We start from the raw sequence: 16297 nt of genomic DNA, 5'->3' as shown, positions 1-16297 counted from the left end.
GGACGCCGGACGCTTTGCAGATAGCTACCGCTGCCAAAGGCCCAACAAGGGGGTCCTTATCTTCAACCCACCCCCGGTACAATCAACAACCGGTAAAACAGGAGCACCCCATCGGAAAGCGGTTCCCGAAAGGCCAGATAGAGAACTCCAATATAGAATAAGCCGAACGTCACGGTTTGCGCCACGGCACCTGTTTCTTCTTTTTTGTCCATTTTCACACCTTTAGCGATCAGGACAATGTAAAGTGCTAAGGCAGCGGCACCCAATAGAATATAAAAAATGGGTCTGAATGCTATGATGTCTTCGCGTTTATATAAACGCTCTATCCAGTCATGTGACCATGTAAGCGCAATCCATATACCGACGACCGCAATGTTCCAGCTGTATTTTTTTAAAAAGGAGACCATGCCAGAGGTTTGATTGTATCCCTTAATTTACACCTTTAAAACCGCAATTGTACCGGCCCCAGCAAGCCAGAGGGCAACAACTTCCCGTCGAGCCGGTAAGGCGCATTCGTCCAGGCATGTTGAGTGGAGTCCAGGTGATCCCCGATGATCCGGTTCGCCCAGGTATTGGTCACCTCGACCTCCAAGTGGTTCTCTCCGGGTCGCAGCGCGCGCGTGATATCTACCCGGAAAGGCGCCGTCCAGGCCACCCCGCAATCCAGGCCGTTGACGCGCACCCCGGCGACATCGGCGACGCGGCCCAGGTCCAGCCAGACGGGACCACCTGCGGGCCGGAAGCTAAACCTGGCGCTGTACACCGCGGTACCGGAGTAATACCGGGTGCGTGGGTCCAGGCTCCAATCCATCGGCGCCGGAAATACCAAGGGCGCGGTTGGGCCGCCAAAAGCGGTATCGAAGGTGACGGTCCAGGGGCCGGTAACTGCAAGTGACCTGGTGGGGTCGGGCGGCGGAGGCAGGGGCCGGGCACGCTGCGCCGCCCGGAGCACCACAAACACAGACGCCCCTGCATCAAGGCGAAGCGGCAGCTCTGTCCGCCCCCGCACAACAGACGCAGAAGGACAGGAGTATATCCGCCCGGTAACGGGGTCCCAGCACTCGGCACCACCGGCAACCGACCGAAGGGAAAACCGCAGGTCCCGGGTACGTCCTTCCTGATTGGAAATAAAATAAACATCCGCCCCCGGCCCGGTACGGTGCGTATAGGCGATGCCGTTGGCCACCCTGCCGGCCGGGTCAACAACCGTCACGTCCGGGGGCAAGCCGAGAGAGGTCAGTGAGGCCTCCGTCCAGGGCGTTTGCAGGATGTGTGCGCCGGACAACCGCGTGATCGCAGCTTGTGTGGCTGAAGAAAGCGTATCGGGTTGTGACGGTAGCCCCGGGGGAAACACCAGCACGCCGTAGCTGGCGCCGGAGGGCAATACCACACGTCCATGCGACACCCGGGCCTGGGCCAACACGTCCGCGTTAAAGCAGTCATAGGCGTACCCGTGCAGAGGATTGACCCAGTCGGCGGCGTCAGCGATGTTCGCCACGTGTTGCACGCCCGACGTTTTGACCAGTGGTACGCCTGTATTGGTAAGACGACGCGTGTTCAACGCCACCAGGCTGTCCCCGATCAGCCCGGGCAGCACGGTGCACAAGCGATCGGGCAACACGGACCGGGAGGGCACATTGTCGCCGGTATACACCGCGACATCCACGACGGGTTTGCCCCATTGCAGGAGTGCCTGACAGCGGGTAGTATAGTCCACCCAGGCCTTGCCCGGTTTCCACCACGTCTGGTCCCTTTGAAAAAACAACCCCACACCGTCGAGCGTCACACCGGGGCGGCGGTCCATCCAGGGGTTGTGCATAAAGACGTGAAAGACGAGCCGGTTGACACCCCAGGCGTAGTTGCGGTCCTGGAGGGTTTTGAGCATACCGGGGTATTCGTCCCATTGAAGCCGGAGCTCGGTAAAGGCTTCGGACTGGATGATGGGTTTGCCATAGATGTGTCCCCCCGAAACGGCGTCGAGGACGTCGAGAGGTTTGTCGTGGGTGGGGCTGCGCAGCCAGAACTCGCCCATGGGAAGGTCTACGGTCTTGTTGTGGAGCAGGTTGTCGACGGTCACGACAGGGGCCACGCTTTCGGCGCTGAACTGGCAGCCGTGGGCGTGGGCAAGCGTCGCCATGGTATGGAAAAAAGCATCGTTGACCAGCTCCGAAATAGTCTGCCGGACATCGGACAGCACGTGCTCGGAAAAGCCGGTACCTCGCACGGGAATTCCTGCCATGACGGGTAAGTAGGGCAAAAGATCATACCCGCGCCTTTTGCGGAATTCGGCCGCGAACACAGGGGACCAGTTTTGGTCGCCGCACTCCCAACTGTCGACGTGAAAGATCCTGATGGCTTTGCGCGCCGGGCCCACCGCTTGTTCGATGGCGCCGAACCAGTGGTTAAACTGGATCCGCGCCGCTGCGGGATTGAACTTGTCGCACTCCAGGCCGCGCCCGCCGCCACCGGTGGCGTTGGTGTGACCGGTGGTGGTATAGCCCATCCGGAGAATGGTCCAGGTGCCGGGGGGCGCCTGCCAGCGGAGGTGTCCGTGGGCGTCCATCGCACTGCTGATGTCTAGCAGGTCGCTCGCGGCTGGCAGGTCAACGGCTGTCGGTGGGCTGACCCGCCACACCAGACCGGACTTGCCTTCATATTGATCGATACGGGGTTCGGCGGATAGCGTGATTCCTTTGATCTTTAGCGTGGGTTTCCACTTCGCGGCGTCCAGGTCTTCCGCGCCCGGTTCCGAGCCTTCCTTGTCGTACACAAACCGGAAAAACCGCGCCCGGGTGGGCGGGATCGCATACGTATCGGGTGCTTCGGCGTCCTGCCAACCACTCCGGGGGGGCACCAGCCGTTGCAGCACCCGGAAGTGTTCGCCATCATCGGATACCTCGACGAGGAGCCGCTGGGCCTGGTAGTTGGCGCCGGCGGGGCGGATGACGATCGTCCGGATGGTCACGGCGGTATCGTAGGCGTATTGGATCCAGCAGGGAGTATCGCTGGTGAAGGATTTGCTGCCGCCTGGACGCGCGGAAGCGCCGCCGGGCTGCGCCGATCCATCGCCGGGCTGCACCAGGAACGAGACATCACCCTCGCTTGAACTGACATGTGGCGCAGCCGCCGGGGCATACGCCCGATAGGCGAAAACGCGAATATCGCGATAATACCCCTCGTTGGTTTCCGGTTGCGCAAGCACCTCGTCGACGGCCCCCTGCACAGGGGTTTCCGTCCATACGACCTTTTGCATAGACAGCTCCGGCGTAATCCAGGGCCCGCCGGCCACCGCAAAACCATCTGCGTCGTGAAAGGCCAGTTGCACGCCGAGGCTGTCCGCGACCTGCACGGCGTACCGCACCATCGACCACCAGCGGGGCGAGAGCTGCCGAGCAGAGTGTTGGAAGGGCAGTTTCGAAGTGGTATCCTGTATGGGCATGAGGTAGGCGCCGCCGATACCTTCGTCGCGCATGGCGATGAGGTCGGCAAGGATGCCTTCCTTTGACACTGCCCCGTGCAGCCAGTACCAAAAGACCCAGGGGCGCGCGGCGGCGGGCGGGTGTTGAAACAGGGACTCCAGGGAACGCGCGCCCTTCGGCGAGCCGGGCTGTGCGGCCCGTGACGGTGCGGCCTGCCGCAAGCCGGCGCCGGTCGACCCCGCCGGCTGCGCCCCCGCGGCGCCCGCCAGCAAGAGCAATCCTATGACCACCGTGCATCTCATCGTTCCCACAATTTAGCCACCACATCCTTATCCGCCACCTCGTAGTAAACTGTATAGGTCCCTGCCTTGTCAAGGTCCACCTCGTAAAGCCCCTCCCCCATCTTCCGGACAGGCCCTTCCGCACAACGCGGCAGGGAACGGCTGGCGAAGCGCAGCACCCCGTGACCGGGCACCGCGGTGACACGCAGCTCCGAGCGGTTGCAATACACTTGTATGTCCCCGTGGGGCGTGGGCACGGTACCGGTTATCCAGCTCAACCCACCGAGCGTCGGGCAAACGAGGTAGGACGCATAACCGGGGGTCAGGGGGCGGACGCCCAGGTAGTATTTGCCGAGCAGGTACAACGGGCTCGCGCCCCAGGCGTGGCAAAGGCTGCGGCCGTAGGGGCGGCCGTAGAGCGCGTAGTCCTGGACGCCATGTTCGGCGGGGTCGTATTTTTCCCAAAATGTCGTCGCGCCTTCGTGGAGCATGCCACCCCAATAGGCCTTGATTTGTTGAAGGACGTCGTCCTGGTGGCCCAGGGCGCAAAGGGCTTCCTGGGCGTAGAACTGCATATACGGGGTCGTAATGGGGGCGATGCTGTCGTTGAGCAGAACGCGGTGCAATACGGACGTGCGTTGGGCAGGGGAAAAATAATTCAGCAACACACCGAACATATTGGCATAGCGGTTGACCGTGGCCGTGAGGTGTCCGTCCATCATATTGTGAACGAGGGCTCCGCGCGAAGGGTCCCAGAAACGGGACAGAACGTCGGTGCGCAACCGGCGCGCCAGGGTCCCGTATAAGGAGATCGTATCGCCGGCCAGGCGGGCACACATATCCATGGTCTCCAGGCTCCGGCAAAAAAGAAGTTGTTCGAAACTGAGGGCTCCCTTTTTGCTCAAACCATCGGCCCAGTCTATAAAGACCCAGTCGCCGGGGAGCCCTTGTACCATCCCGTTGGCGTCACGCCGGCCCAGGACATAGTCCATCAGGGTGACCATGCGGGGATAACAGGTGCGGATAAAGGAGGCGTCACCGGTATACAAATAGTAGTCGTAGATCCCCATGAACCAGTAAAACGTATAGTCGAGGATGGTGTTGACGTGGCTGGTCACGGGGTCCTTCCCGCGCAGGGCGTAGAGTGTGCGGGTGACCTCGCTGGAATCGAAGAACAGGTAGTAGTTCATCAGGTCGCTCTGGTAGGCATCCCCGGACCAGATCCAGCGGTCGCGTTTGATCCCGTCGAGGAAAAACTCCCGGGTGGCGAGGTGGAGCGTATACGACGCAACGTCCCAGATCCGGTTAAGCAACGTATCCGAGCAGCGGAAGGCGCCGCGGATGGGAAGCGGGTTGTACTCATAAAGGGCGGACACCGAATCGATCGCAAGATCCGTCTGCAGGTGGACATACCGGAACGCCCGGGACACCGGCGCCACCCAACGCTCTCCTGCGGACACCTGGAGGTGGTCGAGTGTTTCACAGCTATCGGTGGACAGGGCTTCCTCCCGCGACTCGCCGTAGTAGAGGTGGAGCGGCCCGTTCCCATGAACGCCGTGAAGAACGACGTATCCAAAAGTCTCGCGTCCGAAGTCGAGCAACCAACCGTTGCTTTGGCGGACAACCGACACCGGGGAAATAGGTTGTGTAGCCAGTTTGTATTGCGAAGGTGTCGCAGCGGGGTCGCTGAAACCCCACGATTCCGCGGGCATCCACACGGTGCCGGATTTGTCGGAGACCTTACCCGTGGCATCGATCCACTCCTTGTCTTCGCAGGTGACCCGCCAGGTCGAGTCGGAGACAAGGTCAGGCGCGGATACGAAGATCGCGGGCACCCTGTCGCGGCAAAATACCTTCAGGTCGATGTCGTGGGGACCGGCGTCTATATGAACGACGGACGATGACGGTTGCATCCGGCCGTCCAGTTTCAGGTTATACTGTCCTTCGGAAAATATGTGCACGTCCTCTGCGAAGGGCAGCACAAAAGACTTGTGGAAGTCCACGAGGATATAAGGATTGTCCAGTTTCCAGAAGGGGGGAAAAAAGGCGCCTCGCTCGGCCCGGCGGTTTTCGACTTCGGCGGAGAGCCAGATCGCGAAGTCGCCGGGGTACCAGATCCAGGAAGCGCGGGGCGCAGCCCCGGCGACAGGAGCGGACGCAGTAGCGACGGGCGCAGCCGCAGGCGCGGGGCCGCCGGCGGCGGCGCGGGGCGCGGCGGCGGCGACATGGGCCGAAGGCGTTTGGGCATAGGCGGGCGCGCCGGACAGCAGGACAAACAGTAGAAAGAGACCTTTTTTCATTTAGTGTCCATTAAAGAAAACATACAACCCCACCATCACCACACACAACCCCACCCAAAGCCCGACGACGAGCCGGTCGGGCCGGCCGGAAACGGGGGCGGCGTGGAGCGGCGCATGGGTCTTGTCCGCAAGGGAGACGACGACCGTCAAGGCCGACATCACACAAAATAAATAAAACGACAGCAGCAGGAAGTGGGGCCAGGCGGGATACAATGCCGAAGGGAAAACCCAGAGGTACAACACCCCTACCCCTACGCTGAACAGCGTCCCTAAGGTAAGGACGGTGTTGACTGCGAGGGCGGTGGTGCGTTTCCAGAGGATGCCAAAAAGAAAAGCGGCGCTCATGGGCGGGGCGAGAAAACCAAGGACGGACTGGAAGACGTCAAAAAGGTTTAGACCCTTGATCCGGTCGATGGCGAGGGCCATGCCGATGGAGACCGCTGCCCCGGCAATGGTGACATACCGCCCGGCGCGGATCACTTCGGATGTGGTGGCGGAAGGGCGATATTTTTCCACGTAAATATCGATCGTAAAGACGGTGCTGACGGAATTGAGTGAAGAACCGATGTTGCCCACCAGCGCGGCGATCAGGACGACGATGATGAGGCCCTTCATGCCCGCGGGGAAAAGCCCCGTCACGAGGGTGAGGTAGGCGGCGTCGGGATTACTCAAATGTGGATACAACAAGTAACAGATCACCCCGGGGATGATAAACAGGGGAACGTCGAGGATCTTCAGCCACCCGATAAAATTGGTGCCGAGCTGGCCCTGGCGGAGGTTTTTCGCGCCCAAGACGGACTGAACCATGGACTGTTCGGTGCACCAGAACCAGACGCCCATGATGGGGTAGCCGAGGAGGATGGCAGGCCAGGGATAGCGCCGGTCGTGGGCAGGGAGGAAAAGGTTCCAATAGGTCGCGGGTGTATGGGTATACAACACGTGCACGCCACCGATTTTTGACAAACCGATAATGACGAGGTAGAACGACACGGCGATGAGCAGGATCATTTGAAAAACGTTGGTGTACGCGATGGCCTTGAGACCGCCGGCTGCGGTGAAAAAGCCCGCCAGCAGCATCATGGCGACGATGGCCAGCCACATGGGTACGTCCAGGAGCTGGCGGACGAGCAAACCACCGGCAAAAAGGCCCAGCGACAACCAGGAGATCAGGATGGTGATGAGGGTGTACCAGGCCAGGAGGTTGCGCGTCGTGTGGCCAAAGCGTTTGCCCATGAATTCGGGGAGTGTGGATACGCGGGCACCGAGGTAACGGGGCGCAAAGACGAGCCCGAGCATCAGGATAAATACAAACGCGTACCAGGAGAAATTGCCGGCGACGATCCCCGTGGTGTAGCCGATGCTGGCGGACGCGATGAGCAAGGAAGGCCCGACATTGGTTCCCCACATGTTTAGCCCGATACTGGCCCAGCCCAGGGAGTGTTGTGCGAGGAAAAGGTTTTCGCCGCTCCGGCGGCGCTGGACGAAGCTGACGTAACAGGCAATCCCTATCAGGACGACGAAGTAGATCCCGATGATGATGAAGTCGGGTGTGCCCAGGGAAGCGGCGAGGCCTTTCATAGGGAAACGGGTTTACCGGTGGTGAGGGATTGGTCCATGGCCTGGAGGAGGGCGACGGTCCCTATGCCTTCCCTGACGTCGGGGTAGGCGGTGCGTCCTTCTGCCAGGCAGTCCGCGAAGTAGTCCAGGTAGTTCTGGTATTCGCCGGCGTGGTGGCTTTTGCCTTCAAAACGGAAATAGTGTTTGAGCTTGTGCTCCCAGGTGACGATGCGCTCCTCCCCGGTCCGGTCGGTAATGGCATACCGCAGGTCCATATAGTCGGCCTGGCTGCAGCCTTCGGACCCGCGGAGGATACAGCTCATTTCGCTGTCGCGGGTAACGGGTTGGACGGGGCCGGTATAGGCGCCGCTGACCCGGGCGACCCGGCCGTCGGCGGCCTTGAAGATAAAGTGCATGGTGTCCTCGTGTTGCAGACCGCCCTTGCGGCCGTTGGGGCTGAGCAGGCCATACCCCATGACTTCCACGATGTCGGGCAGGTACCAGCGGACGAGGTCGACGGGATGGCTGAGACCACCGTAGAGCCATTTGAATCTTTCGCCCAATGACCATCCTTTGGCCAGGAACCAGCGGTGGTCGGCGTGATAATACGCTTCTACCGTGACGAGATCCCCGATGAGCCCCGCTTCGTAGTCCGCGCGTTGCCGGCGCATGGGTTCGAAAAAGCGCGAGCTTTGGCCGACGAATACTTTGCGTCCTGTGGCTTCGCTTAGATCGATGAGTTCCTGTCCGCGGCCGAGGTCGTCAATAAAAGGTTTTGTACATACCACATGTTTGCCGTGGAGCAGGGCTGCCTTGACGTGGTCCGCATGGAGGTGGTCCGGCGTATAGATCGCAATCACATCGATGCCGGGGTCGTCCAGGAGGTCCTGGTAGTTCAGGGTATAGGTCGGAAAACCGAACTCTTCCACGCGTTCGCGGCAAAGCGCCTCGTTCCGGTCGCAGATGTTCCGCAATTGATAGCGATCGCTGTGAAGGGCGGCGGAGATGGCGCTGCGGCCCTCTCCCAAACCAAGAATGCCAAGTCGTAACATAGTCTATCGATAGGCGGGCTCCAGACCCGCGTTTTGTTGGATGGTATCGGCCACTGCCGGGCCGTTGTCTTCCCAGGTATTGCCGGGTCCGTTGCTGTTCCGCATAAACTTCGCCTCGGGACACCAGTTGTGTTGTATGGTGATAAAGGACGATCCTTCGTCAAAGTAAAAATAGAACCAGTGCCCGGGGTCGTGTACATACGCCGGGTGCAGGATGTCGTCCACGCGGTTGTCTTCGATCAGCGTTCCCGGCTGGGCGGACAAGGTATAAATACCCCCCACGTCGTACATGTGCGTGGCGTAGTGGTGCACGTAGTTGGCGATGATCCTGTTCCCGTACATCGCGTTGGGAAGTTTTGTCCAGCCCCAGCCCACACAGATGCCGGAATAGGGTACGTTCCGGACCTCGTTGTGTGTGATGCAGGCCTCCCGGACATACCCCTCGCTGATCCCCACGCATCCCCAGTCTTCGTTCCCGCAGTTGTCGACGAGGTTATCCATGACCGTATCCCGGGTACAGATGTCGCGTACGTCCGAGGGCTGGTAGGGCAAGTGGGTTTCAAACCCTTCGTCGCTGTATACGCCCTCCTGGTAACCGGTCCCGCCGATGTCGCTAAACACACAGCCCTTGACGATATTGTCGTGGGTCCCCCGTTCCAGGTCGAGGCCGCTGCTGGCCAGTTCCCCGAAACGGCAGCCGTCGAACCCGACGTGGTTGGCATACACCACCGACACGGCGGCGGGCGGGCGGCCGATCCAGGCCTGGTTTTCGAGACCCTTTTTCTCCGGGGTTCCGGCGGGCTTGAGCTTGTAGGCGTCCAGGAGGTACATCCCCGCTTGCAGGGGGACGTGGCCCATCCGGGAGGGGCGCATCCAGGTGGTATAGACGAAGTGCAGGCCTTTTATATACACGTAGGAGACGGGGCGATCTACGGTTCCAAGAATGCGTACCAACGTTTCCAGGGCGGGGGCGACGACCTGTGCATTGCGCATGTCCTCGCCCGTCCGTGGCCAGTAGTATACCTTGCCGTGCGACGCAAACCACTCCCCCGGGGTATCCAAAAAGGCGGCGCTGTTGACGAGGTAAAACGCCGAGTTCCCATTCACCTTATGCAGGCTATCCATCACCGGCGCCGGCCAGGGATGTTGCATTTCGATGCGGCTCTCGGGCTCTTTAAACGTAAGGATGGCAGACTGACCGTCGACGGTGATGGTTTTCACGCGGAGGTTGGCGATGGCCCACATCTGGTGGATGACCAGTTCCATGCCGTCCGGTTGGGCGGGCAGCCCCCCGGGGGGAAGCGGTATACGGATGGTGCGTAATGCCTTATTGACCGACAGGATGCGGGGCATTGCATCGTCCGTGTTGGGCGTTCGCGCACGGACAGCCTTTACGCCATTGACGTAGAGCTGGCGGAAATCGAGCGGGGCGTCAGCGACCCATAGGTGGCCGCGGGCGGCCTTCGGCGCGTCTTTTGGGTCGGCCACCGGCGCTCCATCTGGGTCGGCCACCGGTGAGCCATTTAGGTTGGCAGGCCGCCACCCTTCAAGGCGGACCCCGCCGCTAATGACCGGGTGTTCCCCGGGCGCAGCCTCGATCACCGTCGGAGCGGAAGGCGTACCCGAGTCCTCCGGGCGGATAAAGAGGGGTTCGTCCAGCGGGTAGTCGCCGCCTTTTACGCGGATGTCCACCCCATCCGGGGCCTGGTTTAAGCGGCGGCACTCCCGGGCCTTGCGGAGCGCGGCGGCCACCGTGGCCAGGGGCGCGGCTTCCGTACCGGGGTTGGCGTCGGAGCCGCCGGGGGCGACCCAAAGGACCAGGGGGCCGGGCGCGCCGTCGCGGGGAAGCGCCACGGGCGACCCGGCTGCGCCGCACAGCGGCAGCACCACCGCGAGGGCAAAAAGGAGCTTACGCATGCGCCCTCCTTTTCCTCAAAAAAAGAAGTTGCCGGTCGGGCACGGAATACGGCCAGAACAAACTGGCCCCATACCCCACCACGAGAATGACCAGGTGACTATACACACCGAGCATAAGTTTGTGTTGGGTGAAATTATACGTCCCCAGGTCCAGCAGGAGGTGGTTGTCCGCCCCGATCCGGGTGGACGTGAGGACGGCATACGCGGTAAACAGGATACAGGCGATGATGGCGACCGTCATGCCCTGGGCATTGGCGCGGGGGCTAAACAAACCGAGGAGAAAGATTCCCGCGATCCCGCCGGAGAAAACGGCATAGAGCGTAAATACGATGCCGAGCACGCCCTTGTCCCCCATCCCGACATAACAAAGTGCGACGAGGATAGAGATCACACCGGAAAGGATGATCATCCCCCGCCCTGCCACGAGGTAGTGGTGGTCGGTGCGCCCTGGACGGGCGGCCTTATAATAGTCTTCCACCGCCACGGCGGCCAGGGAATTCAAGTCGGCGCTCATCGAGCAGATGCCGGCGGACACCATGGCGCTGATGACAAAGCCTACGACGCCCACGGGCAAACGGGTCATGATAAAATAAGGAAAAACCGAATCGGCTTTCGCGGGTACGCCTGCCGGGTGTTGCTGGTAGAACACGAAAAGGGCGGTACCGATAAACATAAAGAGCGTCCAGATGGGCACCGTAAGACACATGCCCAGGATGGTGGCGCGCAGGGCGGCCTTGTCCGTCCTGGCCGTGAGGTAACGCTGGACGACCGTCTGGTCGGCGCCGTATTTTTGCACAGCATAAAAGATACCATTGATGGCCATGACCCAAAAGGTCAGACGCGTAAAGTTCCAGTCAAAAGGTCCGAAACCCGTACGCCCCGCGGCGTGGGCTATCTTCCAGGCACCGGGAAGGCCGCCCTCGACAGACCAAAGCACCAGGCAAAGACAGACGATTCCGCTGGCAAACAACAAAAATCCCTGGACGACGTCGAGCCAGATGACCGCCTCCATACCGCCCAGCAGGTTGATGACCATGATGAGCACGCCGATGACGAGGATCATCACCGTTGTATTCAGCCCGGTCATCCCCGCCAGCGCCAGCGCCAGGAGATAAAAAATGGTCCCCATGGCGGAGAACTGCCGGAAGACAAAGGCCAGCGAGCTGTAATAACGGGCAAAACGGCCGAACCTTTTTTCAAAATATTCATAGGTGCTCAGCCCGATCACCCGCCGGTACAGGGGCACGATAAACCAGATCATCGCAAAAAGGACCACGGGCCCCATCAGCCCCTGTACCAGGAGGATCCAGTTGGAAGAATACCCCTCGCCCGGATAGGCCAGAAACGTCACGCTGGAGATCAGGGTGGAGAGGAGGGATATCCCGATGGCCCAGGCGGGCACCTTGCCCCTGGCAAGGAAATAGGATTCGGTAGACTGTTTTTTTCGCAGGAAGCGGAATCCGAAAAACAGGGTAACCGATAAAAAAACGGCAATAATCAATATGTCTGGCGTGTGCAATCGATTCATGAAACAAGCAACTTAGAGCATGGACAAGGCGGGCCAGCTGTAGCTGCCCGGCTTTACGGTAACGTGCAGCCCGGGGTGTTCGGGCATGCGCATGCGGATGACCCCCGCGGCCTTTTCTTCGACGGGGACAAAGGTTTGAAGGTCCAGGCGCTCCAGGATCGTCCGGGCGGTGGAGCCTCCTTCAATAAACAATTCACGGATGCTTTCCCGGGCGCACACCTGTTGGACGAGGAGCGCAGTCCTTTCCCGAAGGGCGGACGGGGATACCAGGTGGGTTTCTCCGCCACGGATGGCGATGATCGCGACACCAAATTCTTCAATCAGCTCGCGAACTTCCTCCACCCAGTCTTCCAGGCTGTCCAGGTCCTCCGTGCTGGCCAGGGACAGGGGCATATAGCTCACGGGGCCGCCCCGTTCTTCCAGGGTACGGATGGTCTCCAGGCTTTGGGCGTAGGCGCTGCCGCAGACAAACAGACAGGGTTTGCCGGCCGGCTCACGGTAATGCGTATCCGCCACGCCCCGGACATGCAGGCTGTCGAGCACCGCGGCAAAAAAGCCCGAGGCACCCGCCACGAGCGTTTCACCGTCGATGCGCCTGGCCCAGTCCTGGAGGTCGGAAGCGATCTCCGCCTCGCCCACGACAATCCCCGTAAGGGGCAGGTCGTCGCTCAGCTTCCGGACCGGGATCTTTCCCTCCGGGATACGCAGCATATCGTGGATGCGCGCGCTCGTAATGGCGTATTCGGGGTCTTGGGAAAACCCGCTGTGGTGGATGGGTTGTCCCTGCAGGTAGTACAAACCGTTCCGGATGGTCCTGCCCAGCACGGGATTCGCCGGCACCAGGAGGGCCTTTGAAAAACCCAGCACCCTCATCTGCACCTCCATTTCGGCGGCGACATGCCCCCTCAGGACGGAGTCTACTTTTTTAAAGATCAACTGGGGTCTCAGGGGAGCCACGGCCTCGGTGATGCGCTTCATCTCGTGCATCGCATCCTCTTCGTTCATCGCCCGGGTATCGGAAGCAATGATCAGGACGTCCGCCTTGCAGGCGGGATTGACTTCGGTATGGATTTCCACCGACAGGTCATACCGGAGGGCAACCCCTCCCAGTTCCGCAGCACCCGTAAAATCGTCGGCAATGACAGCAATCATATCGTGTTCTTATTTACGTGTAATTGAATGGCGGCATCGATTGCCAGCGACATCGCGTCGGGGCTGGCGATTCCTTTGCCGGCGATCTCGAAGGCCGTGCCGTGGTCGACCGAGGTCCGGATAATGGGCAACCCAAGGGTGATGTTGACCCCCTTGACGCTGTCCATCCTTCCCGCTTTGGCGTTCCAGGTAAAACCCGAGAGTTTGAAGGGGATATGTCCCTGGTCGTGGTACATGGCGACGACGCCACCGTAATAGCCGGTAGCGGCTTTGGCAAACAGGGTATCCGGCGGGACCGGTCCTTCGACGTCAAAACCTCGTTCCTGCGCGGTTTTTACCGCCGGCAGGATCTCTCCGTCGTCTTCCGTTCCAAAAAGCCCGGAGTCCCCCGCGTGTGGGTTCAACCCCGCCACGCCGATCCTGCGGTCTTCTATCCCCAGGCTTCTAAGCCCCTTATCCAGGAGTTCGATCACTTCCAGCACCCGCTCCTTTGTGACAAGGTCGCAGGCCTGGCGGAGTGATACATGGGTCGACACGTGGATAACCCGGAGGTGTTCCTCCACCAGCAACATCCCATACCTGGCCGTGTGGGTAAAGTGCGCATAGATTTCCGTATGCCCGGCAAAGTGATGCCCGGCTTCGTTGATGGCTTTTTTGTGGATGGGCCCGGTCACGGTGGCGTCTACCGCGCCTTTCATCGCCAGCGCGATCACCTCGCGCACTGCTTCGAAAGAGGCGTGCCCGGATTCCGCGCTGATCTCACCCCAGGGGAGGTCCTTGTTGGGGACGGTCTGCATGTCCAAAACGTCGATGGTGCCTTCGTTGTACCGCGCTTCACTTACCGCGTGGACCGGCCGGATCGTGGCCGGCAGCCGAAGGTGGCGGGTGATGCGTTCGATCACCCCCGCGTCGCCCACCAGCAGGGGCCGGCAGCGCGCATACACCCCGGGTTGTAACAGGGCCTTGACGGCGATCTCCGGGCCGATGCCCGCGGGGTCGCCCATCGTAATGCCTAGAATTGGTCTTGGGTTCATATCCATTCGTTGATCAGGTCTATGTCTTTTTGTGAGAGCACCAGCGGCGAAGCCGCGCCGACTGGCGGCGCCATCGCTCTCAATGGCGGCGCCATTTGCGGGCCGCAAATGCCTTTGGCGGCCAGTATCGCCTTCATCGCCGCGAGCGACGCTCCGAGACTGCGTCCCTTCTGATACACTTCCCCGAGCGCGTCGGATACCTTTTGGAGCCGCGCCGCCTCTTCTGTCTGCCCCGCCCGCGCCGCTTCGTACAATGCCCGGTACAAACGGGGGCTGAGGTTGGCGCTGCTGGGCACGAGCCCGTTGCTCCCCAGCTCCAGGGCCAGGGCCGACCTGGCCGACCAGCCCAGGAGGTGGCAAAAGCCTTCGGGTTTTCGCCGCAGCGCCTCAAACAGCCGTTCCTCCCCCCGTTCGGAATCCTTCATACCCACGATATTCGGGTGACCGGAAAGTTCGTCCACCAGGGACAGTGGAATCGACATGTGCGTCGTCGACGGGATGTTGTAGATAAATAAGGGGCCACCCACGCGGTCTGCGAGCGCAAGGAAATACGCCCGCATGTCGTCCACCTCCAGCGCGTAGTAGGACGGCAGCGTCGACACCACCGCGTCCGCACCCGCCTCGAAGGCGCTAAAGGCCAGTGCCAGCGAATCCTCCAGACAGGCCGATCCTATCCCAACAAACAACCGTTGCCTGGGCGTTTGCAACCGGCCCGCGAGACGGATGTACGCCGATTTCAAAGCGAGGCTCAGGCTTGGCCCCTCACCGGTTGTCCCCAGGATAAAGGGGTCGACTCCATATTGTTCGAATCGTTCCCACAAACGTTCCACGGCGGCCTCGTCCAGGAGACCGTTCTCCTCCAGCGGTGTAATGGCCGGAACAACAACACCAGAATAGTTCATAACGCAGCATTAAAGATGTCCACCGCGTCCTGCCACGCGACAGGACGCGGATTGTTTTTGAGTAGTCTTTTTACTTCCATCGCCCCCGTGGCCAGGTCGGGCACCGACGCGGAGGATACGCCCACCTCCGCCAGCCGGGAAGGAATCCCGCAGTCCCGGATCAATGCCCGGACCTTGCCCACTCCCGCCCGGGCCGTGGCCTCGTCCGTGGCCGCCCGGGAACAGCCCAGCGCCAGGGCAACGTCCGCATAGCGCCGGGGGGCCGCCACCAGGTTGAACTCCATCACGTGCGGGAGCAACAGGGCGTTGGATAAACCGTGGGCCAGGTGGAACGCGCTCCCCAGCGGATACGACAAGGCGTGTACCGCAGCCGTGTTGACCGGCCCCAGGCAAAAACCACCCAGCAGGCTTCCCAGGATCAGTTGCGCCCGGGCGTCCACGTCGTTCCCGTCCCGGACCGCGCGGACCAGGTTTTCGGCAATCAGCTTCATCCCCTGGAGCGCGTACATATCGATAAAAGGATGGGCGTAAATATTGGTGTACGCTTCCAGGCAATGCGTAAACGCGTCCAGCCCCGTGGCCGCGGTGACAGCGGGCGGTACGCTCAGGGTCAGCAGCGGATCTATATACACCACGTCCGGTACCAGGTAGGGGCTGATGATGCCTTTTTTCTGGTTATCGGTATCATCCACGAGGATGGCGTTGGGAGAGGCTTCGCTACCCGTACCCGCGGTAGCCGGCAGACACACCAGCTTGCGGTACCGGCCCTGGAGCAGGCCGTTGCCCACATAGGCCTCCAGGGGTTGGGGATTCCCCACTTGCGCCGCGACGAGCTTGGCAATATCCAGCACGCTGCCGCCCCCCGCCCCGATCACGACGTCCGGGTTAAAAGGCGCTGCACGGCTCATCAGTTCGCGGAAGTCGGCAAAAGTAGGTTCCTGCACAATCCCGGTATCCACGGAGACCACCACGCCCCTGGCTTCCAGGGAATCGATCAGCCCCTTTAACAGGGGCAACAAAGGAAATATCGTCACCACCAGGACCCGTTCGGGATTCCAGGCGGTGATGTCTTCGGTTAACCGTTCCAGGGCGCCTTTGCCCATCACCAGCTTACCGGGGAAATACATTTTCAGTTCTGTCATAGATTACATAGTG

At 61.0% G+C, this 16297-nt stretch carries 11 protein-coding genes; all 11 read right to left on the bottom strand.

Going from position 1 to position 16297, the window contains the following annotated elements:
- Positions 1 to 62: 62 nt before the first annotated feature.
- The 11 genes from EDB95_RS12030 to EDB95_RS11980 are packed head-to-tail and all read right to left on the bottom strand — an operon-like array spanning position 63 to position 16284.
- Complete coding sequence (locus EDB95_RS12030; protein WP_133993898.1) at positions 63 to 407, bottom strand: hypothetical protein; 345 nt, start codon at positions 405 to 407, stop codon at positions 63 to 65.
- Between the two features lie 35 nt (positions 408 to 442).
- The gene (locus EDB95_RS12025; RefSeq protein WP_133993896.1) at positions 443 to 3721 is read right to left on the bottom strand and encodes a glycosyl hydrolase; all 3279 of its coding nucleotides are present in this window, start codon (positions 3719 to 3721) and stop codon (positions 443 to 445) included.
- Positions 3718 to 6000, bottom strand: a complete 2283-nt coding sequence (locus EDB95_RS12020; protein WP_133993894.1) for an alpha-L-rhamnosidase-related protein — start codon at positions 5998 to 6000, stop codon at positions 3718 to 3720. The genes EDB95_RS12025 and EDB95_RS12020 overlap by 4 nt, the downstream gene beginning before the upstream one ends.
- Positions 6001 to 7578 carry a sodium:solute symporter family transporter gene (locus EDB95_RS12015; protein WP_133993892.1) on the bottom strand — a complete coding sequence of 526 codons (1578 nt, stop codon included), beginning with the start codon at positions 7576 to 7578 and terminating at the stop codon, positions 6001 to 6003. It abuts the gene before it with no gap.
- Positions 7575 to 8609, bottom strand: coding sequence for a Gfo/Idh/MocA family protein (locus tag EDB95_RS12010; RefSeq protein WP_133993890.1), 1035 nt, complete (start codon positions 8607 to 8609; stop codon positions 7575 to 7577). Before EDB95_RS12010 ends, EDB95_RS12015 begins: the two co-directional genes overlap by 4 nt.
- Before the next feature lie 3 nt (positions 8610 to 8612).
- The gene (locus tag EDB95_RS12005) at positions 8613 to 10526 is read right to left on the bottom strand and encodes a hypothetical protein (RefSeq protein WP_133993888.1); all 1914 of its coding nucleotides are present in this window, start codon (positions 10524 to 10526) and stop codon (positions 8613 to 8615) included.
- Entirely contained in the window at positions 10519 to 12054 is a 1536-nt protein-coding gene (locus EDB95_RS12000; RefSeq protein WP_133993886.1) for a sodium:solute symporter, read from the bottom strand. The genes EDB95_RS12005 and EDB95_RS12000 overlap by 8 nt, the downstream gene beginning before the upstream one ends.
- Positions 12055 to 12066: 12 nt before the next feature.
- Complete coding sequence (locus EDB95_RS11995; RefSeq protein WP_133993884.1) at positions 12067 to 13206, bottom strand: four-carbon acid sugar kinase family protein; 1140 nt, start codon at positions 13204 to 13206, stop codon at positions 12067 to 12069.
- A complete protein-coding gene (pdxA, locus tag EDB95_RS11990; protein ID WP_133993882.1) occupies positions 13203 to 14240 on the bottom strand; it encodes a 4-hydroxythreonine-4-phosphate dehydrogenase PdxA in 1038 nt (345 codons plus the stop codon). The genes EDB95_RS11995 and pdxA overlap by 4 nt, the downstream gene beginning before the upstream one ends.
- Entirely contained in the window at positions 14237 to 15142 is a 906-nt protein-coding gene (locus tag EDB95_RS11985; RefSeq protein WP_133993880.1) for a dihydrodipicolinate synthase family protein, read from the bottom strand. Before EDB95_RS11985 ends, pdxA begins: the two co-directional genes overlap by 4 nt.
- Positions 15139 to 16284 (bottom strand): iron-containing alcohol dehydrogenase, encoded by a 1146-nt coding sequence (locus EDB95_RS11980; RefSeq protein ID WP_133993878.1) that lies wholly within the window; start codon positions 16282 to 16284, stop codon positions 15139 to 15141. Before EDB95_RS11980 ends, EDB95_RS11985 begins: the two co-directional genes overlap by 4 nt.
- Positions 16285 to 16297: the final 13 nt, after the last annotated feature.

The organism is Dinghuibacter silviterrae, assembly GCF_004366355.1.
Lineage (GTDB): Bacteria > Bacteroidota > Bacteroidia > Chitinophagales > Chitinophagaceae > Dinghuibacter > Dinghuibacter silviterrae.
The sequence above is the reverse complement of the archived record's forward strand: the minus strand, read 5'-3'. Positions and strand labels throughout refer to the sequence as shown.